We start from the raw sequence: 9230 nt of genomic DNA, 5'->3' as shown, positions 1-9230 counted from the left end.
AGCGGTGGGGCGGGTCGGCCCCTGGCCTCGACGCCGGCGGGCGGGCGCCCGGCGGCGGGCGGGCGGGCGGCGGGTCGGCCGCGGCCGTCGGCGGGGCGCGGGTCCGGCGCGCGCTGGGCGGGGACCGGGACCCGTCCGTTCGGTGGGCGGCCGGTGGCCGAGGGGCGGCCGCTGGGGGCGGGCTCGCCGCCCTCGACCTTCCACTCGATGTCGGCGGCCTGCTGCCAGCCGGGCGACTCCCGGAACCAGGTCTCCCAGCGGCTGGCGGCCCGCTCGTTCTCGAACCGGTGCACGATGTACCAGTCGGGCCCGGGGCTGGGCGGGGCCAGCACCTGTCCGCCGAGGTAGCCGGGGCGGTCGGCGGACTCGGCCAGCCGGAGCCGCGACCAGGCCTCGAACTCGGCCTCCTCGCCTGCGGCGACGGGATAGCTGACCGAGATCGTGACCGATCGTTCCGCCACCGCGCACCTCCCGACCCCGCTCGCGATGTCGCCGCGTACGCACCCGTACACGGCGCACACCGATGGTCGGGTTCATCATGACCCGTTCCGGTGCGGCGGGGGAGCGCAGGGCGCGACGAGCCGCACCGGTCCGGTCGCAACCGGTGGCGGGCGAGCACCCGAGCGGCTATGAGCTTAGACTCTCCACCGACTTCGTGAATCCGTTCACAAGGGGCCGCATGGCCGCACCGGGTTCCGGAGGGGCGGCGTCGGCCCGGCGCCCCCGACCGGACTCCCCGCGACCAGGTCAGTGCCGTGCGACCACGGCGGTGACCAGGCCCGGACGCCCGGCGGTAAGGCTTGCCTGGGTCGAGTGGGGACAGCCGCCCGACCTAGGGTCGCGGCGCCGCTGGATGCAGCACGACCCGCACGACGACGACAACGCTGACGAGGGTGCCCAGGATGCTCGATCCCTACCTGCCGATGGTGCTGCTGTTCGCGCTGGCGGGTGCGTTCGCCCTGTTCTCCGTGACGGCCGCGCCCTACATCGGTCCCCGTCGGTACAACCGGGCCAAGCTCGACGCGTACGAGTGCGGCATCGAGCCCTCGCCGGACCCGGTGGTGGGCGGTGGCCGCATGCCCGTCGCGTACTACCTGACCGCGATGCTGTTCATCCTGTTCGACATCGAGATGGTCTTCCTCTACCCGTTCGCGGTGAGCGCGGACGCGCTGGGCCTGTTCGGGCTGGTGGAGATCGTGCTGTTCATCGTCACGGTCGGCTTCGCCTACATCTACGTGTGGCGCCGCGGCGGGCTGGATTGGAACTGAGATGGGTCTCGAAGAGCACCTCCCCAACGGCGTCCTGCTGACCAGCGTCGAGAAGCTGGTCAACTGGACGCGCAAGTCGTCGCTGTGGCCCGCCACCTTCGGGCTGGCCTGCTGCGCGATCGAGATGATGACCACCGGCGCGCCGCGCTACGACCTGGCCCGCTTCGGCATGGAGGTCTTCCGGGCCTCGCCGCGCCAGGCCGACCTGATGATCGTGGCCGGCCGGGTGAGCAACAAGATGGCCCCGGTGCTGCGCCAGATCTACGACCAGATGCCCGAGCCGCGCTGGGTGCTGGCGATGGGCGTGTGCGCGTCCTCCGGCGGGATGTTCAACAACTACGCCATCGTGCAGGGCGTCGACCACGTCGTCCCGGTCGACATGTACCTGCCGGGCTGCCCGCCGCGCCCGGAGATGCTGATGGACGCGATCCTGAAGATCCACGCCAAGATCATGGACGAGCCGCTGGGCTCGAAGCGGGCCGCTGAGCTGGCCGCCGACGGGCACCGGACCGAGCTGGTGCCCTCGTCGATCAAGTACGCGCCGAAGGGCAAGCGCGAGGAGCGGGAGAACGCCCTGGGTGCCCCGGTCCGGCAGCGCGAGGTGGAGTCATGAGCGACAGCGGGGAGCGCAAGACGACCGATGGGCGCCCCGCCGCCCCGTCGGACGACACCCCGGGTACCGAGGGCACCTCCAAGGAGTCGGCCGAGCGCACCGGCGGCCCGCACTCGTCGGCCCAGGAGAGCGGCGCCGACGCCGCCGAGACGGGTATGGGGCCCGGCCGCGGCGGGGAGGTCGAGCAGACCACCGACCAGGACGGCACCGCGCCGGAGGGCGGCACCCGCACCGCCCCCGCGGCCCGCGACCGGCAGGGCATGTTCGGCGTGCGCGGCTCGGGCGACACCTCCGGCTTCGGCGGGCTGCGGCTGCCCGGCTACGCGCCCGCCCCGGCCGAGCGCCCCTACGGCGGCTGGTTCGACGAGTTCGCCGACGAGTTCGCCGAGGCGCTGCTGGAGCGGGGCATCCCGCGCGGCGCCGTCGAGCAGGTCACCGTCGACCGCGGCGAGATCACCTTCTACGTGCAGCGCGAGCACATCGTCGAGATGTGCCGGACCCTGCGCGACGACCCGGCGCTGCGCTACGAGCTGTGCTCGTCGGTGTCGGGCGTGGACTACGGCGCCGACGTCGACCGCCGCCTGCACGTCGTCTACCACCTGCTGTCGATGACGTTCCGGCGCCGCATCCGGCTGGAGGTCGTGCTCGACGTCGACGACGCGCACGTGCCGAGCATCGTCGAGGTCTACCCGACCGCCGACTGGCACGAGCGGGAGACCTGGGACATGTTCGGGGTGATCTTCGACGGGCACCCCGCGCTGACCCGGATCCTCATGCCGGACGACTGGGAGGGCCACCCCCAGCGCAAGGACTACCCCCTCGGCGGCATCCCCGTCGAGTACAAGGGCGCGGAGATCCCGCCGCCGGACGAGCGACGGGCCTACTCGTGACCACTCAGGAGGCGGCGCGATGACCGACATCCGCGACGACAGCCCCGCTCCCGCCGAGGAGCGGATCACGACCGAGGGCCCGGTCTACACCGTGACCGGTGGCGACTGGGACACCCTGATCGACGCCGAGCACGACGACCGGATCGTCATCAACATGGGCCCGCAGCACCCGTCGACGCACGGCGTGCTGCGGCTGGTGCTGGAGCTGGAGGGCGAGACGGTCCAGCAGGCCCGCTCGGTGATCGGCTACCTGCACACCGGCATCGAGAAGAACTGCGAGTACCGCAACTGGACCCAGGGCGTCACGTTCGTGACGCGGATGGACTACCTGGCGCCGATCTTCAACGAGACCGCGTACTGCCTCGGGGTGGAGAAGCTGCTCGGGGTCGAGGCGCCGCGGCGCGCGCAGGTCGCCCGCGTGATGCTCATGGAGCTCACCCGGATCGGTTCGCACCTGGTGTGCCTGGCCACCGGCGGCATGGAGCTGGGCGCGCTGACCGGCATGACGGCCGGGTTCCGCGAGCGCGAGGAGGTCCTGCACCTGCTGGAGTTCCTCACCGGGCTGCGGATGAACCACGCCTACGTGCGCCCGGGCGGGCTGGCCCAGGACTTCCCGGAGGGCTGGGCGGAGAAGGTCACCGACTTCGTCAAGGTGATGCGCTCGCGGCTGCCCGACTACGACAAGCTGCTCACCGGCCAGCCGATCTGGCGCCAGCGCCTGGAGAACGTCGGCTACCTGCCGCTGGACGGCTGCCTGGCGCTGGGCGCCACCGGCCCGATCCTGCGCTCGGCCGGCCTGCCGTGGGACCAGCGCAAGGTCGAGCCGTACTGCGGCTACGAGGAGTACGACTTCGAGGTCCCGACGGCCACCGAGGCCGACTGCTACGCCCGCTACCGGCTGCGCGTGGCCGAGATGCACGAGTCGCTCAAGATCATCGAGCAGGCCGTGGCGAAGATGGAGCCGGGCCCGGTCATGGTGGCCGACCGCAAGATCGCCTGGCCGGCGCAGCTGACCATCGGCTCGGACGGCATGGGCAACAGCCTCGAGCACGTCCGCAAGATCATGGGTCAGTCGATGGAGTCGCTGATCCACCACTTCAAGCTGGTCACCGAGGGCTTCGCGGTGCCTGCCGGGCAGGTGTACTCGGCGGTCGAGTCGCCGCGCGGCGAGCTGGGCTACCACCTGGTCTCCGACGGCGGCACCCGCCCGCTGCGCGTGCACGTGCGCGACCCCAGCTTCGTGAACCTGCAGACGATGCCGGCGATGAGCGAGGGCGGCATGGTCGCCGACGTCATCGCCGCCGTCGCCTCGATCGACCCGGTCATGGGAGGCGTGGACCGATGAGCGAGCTTGCGAGCGAATCAATGTCACAGCGCTTGGAGCCGTTGTCGGCCGAGCTCTGCGAGGCCGTGCGATGACTCTTCCTGGGGGGAACCCCGAACGGAACAGCCCGACCTCGGTGGCTCCGGATGAGGTCGTGTGGGAGCCGGTGGTCGCCGAACCGGCCATCGTCGCCCCGATCTTCGACGAGCTCACCCGCCAGCGCACCAAGGAGATCATCGCGCGCTACCCGCAGTCGCGCTCCGCGCTGCTGCCGCTGCTGCACCTGGTGCAGTCGGTGGAGGGGTTCGTCAGCCAGGACGGCATCCGCTACTGCGCCGAGGCGCTGGAGCTGACCACCGCCGAGGTCTCCGCGGTGGCCACGTTCTACACGATGTACAAGCGCACCCCGTGCGGGGAGCACCTGGTCAGCGTGTGCACCAACACGCTGTGCGCGGCGCTGGGCGGCGACGACATCTACGCGCGGCTGAGCGCCAAGCTCGGCGTCGGGCACGAGGAGACCGCGGGGGAGCCGGGTGCGCCGGGCTCGATCACCCTCGAGCACGCCGAGTGCCTGGCCGCCTGCGACCTCGCCCCGGTGCTGCAGGTCAACTACGAGTACTTCGACAACCAGACCGTCGAGACGGCGGAGGCGCTGGTCGACGCGCTGCAGGCGGGGCAGAAGCCGCACCCCACCCGCGGCGCCCCGCTGACCGACTTCAAGACCGTCGAGATGGAGCTGGCCGGCGTCTTCCCGGACCTGGCGCGGTCCGTCGAGGGACCGTCGGTGGCCGATGAGACGCTGCGCGGTGCGCAGCTGGCCGCCGACCGCGGCTGGCGGGCGCCCGCGATGCCCGACTCCCCGCCCGACCTGCCGGCACTCCCGGAGAAGAAGTGACACCCCCCAGGAACGAGTCATGACGGCTGCCACTCCCCCCACGAACTCGGGACCCGACCCGCTGACCCCGGTGCTCACGAGGCGCTGGCTGTCGCCGCGGTCGTGGTCGATCGACACCTACGAGCAGCTCGAGGGCTACGAGGCGCTGCGCTACGCGCTGGGCAAGGAGCCCGACCGGATCATCCAGCTGGTCAAGGACTCGGGCCTGCGCGGGCGCGGCGGCGCGGGCTTCCCCACCGGCATGAAGTGGGGCTTCATCCCGCAGGGGTCCACCGGCCCGGGCGCCAAGCCCAAGTACCTGGTGATCAACGCCGACGAGGGCGAGCCGGGCACCTGCAAGGACATCCCGACGATGATGGCCGACCCGCACTCGCTGGTCGAAGGCTGCATCATCACCAGCTACGCGATCCGGGCCAACTTCTGCGCCATCTACGTCCGCGGTGAGGCGCTGCACTGCATCCGCCGCGTGCGGCGGGCCGTCGAGGAGGCCTACGCCAAGGGCTACCTCGGCAAGAACATCCTCGACTCGGGCTTCGACCTCGACATCGTCGTGCACGCCGGCGCGGGCGCGTACATCTGCGGCGAGGAGACGGCCCTGCTGGACTCGCTGGAGGGTCGGCGCGGTCAACCCCGGCTCAAGCCCCCCTTCCCGGCCACGGCGGGGCTGTACGCCTCGCCCACCGTGGTGAACAACGTCGAGACCATCGCCTCGGTTCCGGCGATCGTCTCCGGCGGCAGCGACTGGTTCCGCGCCATGGGCAGCGAGAAGAGCCCCGGCCCGAAGATCTACTCGGTGTCCGGGCACGTCGAGCGCCCCGGCCAGTACGAGGCCCCGCTGGGCATCACGCTGCGCCGGCTGCTGGAGCTGGCCGGCGGCATGAAGGGCGGCGTCCCGCTGAAGTTCTGGACGCCCGGCGGGTCGTCGACGCCGATCTTCACCGCCGAGCACCTGGACGTCCCGCTCGACTTCGAGGGCGCCGCGGCGGCCGGGTCGATGCTGGGCACCACCGCCGTGCAGGTCTTCAACGAGACCGTGTCCGTGCCGTGGGCGGTCATGAAGTGGACCGAGTTCTACAAGCACGAGAGCTGCGGCAAGTGCACCCCGTGCCGGGAGGGCACCTACTGGCTGGTGCAGATCCTGGAGCGGATGGTGCACGGGCAGGGCACCGAGGGCGACGTCGAGACGATGCTCGACATCTGCGACAACATCCTCGGCCGCTCGTTCTGCGCCCTCGGTGACGGCGCCACCAGCCCGATCACCAGCGCGATCCAGTACTTCCGCCAGGAGTTCATGGACCTGATCGCGGCTCAGCCCGCGGTGGCCCATCCGGACCAGCTGGCTGAGCTGAGCGGAGCTACGGCGTGACGATTGCCCCCGAGGAGAAGAAGGAAGCCCGGCCCGTCCCGGAGGGCCACGTCCGGCTGACCATCGACGGCCGCGAGGTCGACGCGCCCAAGGGCGAGCTGCTCATCCGCACCTGCGAGCGGCTCGGGATCATCGTGCCGCGCTTCTGCGACCACCCCCTGCTCGACCCGGCAGGCGCCTGCCGCCAGTGCCTGGTCGAGGTGGAGATGGGCGGGCGGCCGATGCCCAAGCCGCAGGCCAGCTGCACGATGACGGTCGCCGACGGCATGGTCGTCAAGACCCAGCACAGCTCCCCGGTCGCCAAGAAGGCCCAGGAGGGGGTGATGGAGCTGCTGCTCATCAACCACCCCCTCGACTGCCCCGTCTGCGACAAGGGCGGCGAGTGCCCCCTGCAGAACCAGGCGATGAGCACCGGGCGCACCGATTCGCGGTTCGTCGACGAGAAGCGCACCTTCGCCAAGCCCCTGCCGATCTCCACGCAGGTCCTGCTCGACCGCGAGCGCTGCGTGCTCTGCCAGCGCTGCACCCGGTTCTCCGAGGAGATCGCCGGCGACCCGTTCATCGACCTGCTCGAGCGCGGGGCGAACCAGCAGATCGGCGTGGCCGAGGACAAGCCCTTCCAGAGCTACATGTCCGGCAACACCATCCAGATCTGCCCGGTCGGCGCGCTCACCAGCGCCGCCTACCGGTTCCGCTCGCGCCCGTTCGACCTGGTCTCCACGCCGGGCGTCGACGAGCACACCTCCAGCGGGGCGGCGCTGCGCGTCGACACCCGCCGGGGCACCGTCCTGCGGCGCCTGGCGGGCAACGACCCCGAGGTCAACGAGGAGTGGATCGACGACAGGACCCGCTTCGCGTTCCGCTACCTGAGCTCCGCCGGGCGCATCACCCGGCCGATGGTCCGCGGCGCGGACGGCGTGCTCGCCGAGACCTCCTGGACCGAGGCCATGGAGGTGGCCGCGCGCGGGCTGCTCGCCGCCCGCGAGCGGGGCATCGGGGTGCTGGCCGGTGGCCGGCTCACCCTCGAGGACGCCTACGCCTACGGCAAGTTCGCCCGGGTCGCCGCGGGCACCAACGACGTCGACTTCCGGGCCCGGCCGCACTCGGCAGAGGAGCTGGACTTCCTGGCCTCCCAGGTGGTCGGGCGCGGCCCGGAGCAGCTGAGCTACACCCGGCTGGAGGCGGCGCCCGCGGTGCTGTGCGTGGCGCTGGAGCCCGAGGAGGAGGCGCCGGTCGTCTACCTCCGGCTGCGCAAGGCCGCCCGCAAGCACGGCCAGCGGGTGTTCCACCTGGGCCAGTGGACCACCCCGGCTGTGGAGCGCACCTCGCTCGAGCTGGGTTCGGCGGCCCCGGCCGCCAAGGACAACCTGATCCCGGCCGTCCCCGGCGCCGAGCCGACGGTGCTGGCCGACCTCCCCGAGGAGGTCGTCGGGGCGCTGCGCGGCGGCGGGGTCATCCTGGTCGGCGAGCGCGCCGCCGAGGTGCCCGGCCTGTACTCGGCGGTCGCCGCGCTGGGCGAGCGCACCGGCGCGGCGATCGGCTGGATCCCGCGCCGCGCGGGCGACCGCGGCGCCCTCGACGCGGGCGCCGTCCCGACGCTGCTGCCCGGCGGCCGCGCCGTCACCGACGCCGCGGCCCGCGCCGAGGTGGAGCGGGCGTGGGGCCTGGCCGAGGGTGCGCTGCCGGCCGGTCCGGGGCGCGACACCTCGGCGATCCTGGCCGCCGCCGCGTCCGGCGAGCTGGCCGCGCTGGTGGTCGGCGGCGTCGACCCGAACGACCTGCCCGACCCGGCCGCCGCGCTGGAGGCGCTGCGCGAGGTGGGGTTCCTGGTCAGCCTGGAGCTGCAGGCCTCGCCGGTCACCGAGCTGGCCGACGTGGTCCTCCCGGTCGCCCCCGACGTCCAGCGCGCCGGCAGCTACCTGAACTGGGAGGGGCGCAGGCGCGAGTTCGGCCCCGCCCTGGACGCCACCGGCGTGCTTCCCGACTGCCGCGTGCTCGACACGCTGGCCGTCGAGATGGACGTCGACCTGTTCACCCAGACCCCGGCCGCCGCGCTGGGCGACCTGGAGCGGCTGGGCTACGCGGGCGGCGCCGCCCCCGCCGCCCCGACCGAGTCCGGTCGCCCGCTCCCGCAGCTCGGCTTCGGGCAGGCCGTGCTGGCCACCTGGCGGCAGCTCATCGACGACGCGTCCCTCCTCGTGGACGAGCCGGCGCTGGCGGGCACCGCCCGTCCGGCCTACGCGCGGACCAACGCGGCCACCGCCGAGCGGCTCGGGCTCACCCCGGGTCGGCCGGCGACGGTGCACACCGACCGCGGCGCGGTGACCCTGCCGCTGGCCCTGGCCGACCTGCCCGACGGCGTGATCTGGCTGCCCGGCCGCTCCGGCGACTCGCACGTCCGCTCCCGGCTGGGTGCCGGGCACGGCGACCTGGTGGGGGTGAGGGCCGTGACCGAGCTTGCGAGGGCACCGATCGGCACAGCGCCCGACGGCAGGCCCGCGACGAGCGGCAGCGAGGAGGGGGCATGACGCCCACGCAGCAACTGCTGGCCGACGACCCGATCTGGCTGGTCCTGATCAAGGTCGTCGCGCTGTTCGCGATCGGGGTCGTGCTGACCCTGTTCATGATCAACCTGGAGCGCAAGGTCGTCGGGCGGATGCAGCAGCGCCCGGGGCCGAACCGGACGGGCCCCGGGGGCTGGCTGCAGAGCCTCGCCGACGGCCTCAAGCTGGCGTTCAAGGAAGACATCATGCCGGCCGCGGCCGACAAGCGGGTGTACTTCATCGCCCCGGTGATCTCCACGATCCCGGCGTTCGTGGCGTTCTCGGTGATCCCGTTCGGTGGCGAGGTCACGATCTTCGGTGAGCCGACCGT

General features: G+C 72.5%; 9 protein-coding genes. 8 read left to right on the top strand and 1 reads right to left on the bottom strand.

Annotated elements, in window-relative coordinates:
- Positions 1-461 (bottom strand): antibiotic biosynthesis monooxygenase (locus KDL28_RS39830; protein WP_372497181.1); only part of this gene is annotated, 461 nt, incomplete at its 3' end.
- Between the two features lie 441 nt (positions 462-902).
- Between KDL28_RS39830 and KDL28_RS39825 the strand changes: the two genes are divergently transcribed.
- The 8 genes from KDL28_RS39825 to KDL28_RS39790 form a co-directional block, all read left to right on the top strand.
- A complete protein-coding gene (locus KDL28_RS39825) occupies positions 903-1268 on the top strand; it encodes an NADH-quinone oxidoreductase subunit A (protein ID WP_252446669.1) in 366 nt (121 codons plus the stop codon).
- 1 nt (position 1269) lies between these two features.
- The gene (locus tag KDL28_RS39820; protein WP_308216137.1) at positions 1270-1881 is read left to right on the top strand and encodes a NuoB/complex I 20 kDa subunit family protein; all 612 of its coding nucleotides are present in this window, start codon (positions 1270-1272) and stop codon (positions 1879-1881) included.
- Positions 1878-2771, top strand: coding sequence for an NADH-quinone oxidoreductase subunit C (locus tag KDL28_RS39815; RefSeq protein ID WP_252446668.1), 894 nt, complete (start codon positions 1878-1880; stop codon positions 2769-2771). The genes KDL28_RS39820 and KDL28_RS39815 overlap by 4 nt, the downstream gene beginning before the upstream one ends.
- 19 nt (positions 2772-2790) lie before the next feature.
- The gene (locus KDL28_RS39810; protein WP_252446667.1) at positions 2791-4116 is read left to right on the top strand and encodes an NADH-quinone oxidoreductase subunit D; all 1326 of its coding nucleotides are present in this window, start codon (positions 2791-2793) and stop codon (positions 4114-4116) included.
- A gap of 70 nt (positions 4117-4186) precedes the next feature.
- Entirely contained in the window at positions 4187-4990 is an 804-nt protein-coding gene (nuoE, locus tag KDL28_RS39805) for an NADH-quinone oxidoreductase subunit NuoE (RefSeq protein WP_252446666.1), read from the top strand.
- 19 nt (positions 4991-5009) lie between these two features.
- A complete protein-coding gene (gene nuoF / locus KDL28_RS39800; RefSeq protein WP_252446665.1) occupies positions 5010-6356 on the top strand; it encodes an NADH-quinone oxidoreductase subunit NuoF in 1347 nt (448 codons plus the stop codon).
- The gene (locus KDL28_RS39795) at positions 6353-8884 is read left to right on the top strand and encodes an NADH-quinone oxidoreductase subunit G (protein ID WP_252446664.1); all 2532 of its coding nucleotides are present in this window, start codon (positions 6353-6355) and stop codon (positions 8882-8884) included. Before nuoF ends, KDL28_RS39795 begins: the two co-directional genes overlap by 4 nt.
- On the top strand, positions 8881-9230 hold a 350-nt coding region (locus KDL28_RS39790; protein ID WP_252446663.1), incomplete at its 3' end, for an NADH-quinone oxidoreductase subunit H. The genes KDL28_RS39795 and KDL28_RS39790, both read left to right, overlap by 4 nt.

The sequence above is a fragment of the Pseudonocardia humida genome (assembly GCF_023898865.1).
Lineage (GTDB): Bacteria > Actinomycetota > Actinomycetes > Mycobacteriales > Pseudonocardiaceae > Pseudonocardia > Pseudonocardia humida.
The sequence above is the reverse complement of the archived record's forward strand: the minus strand, read 5'-3'. Positions and strand labels throughout refer to the sequence as shown.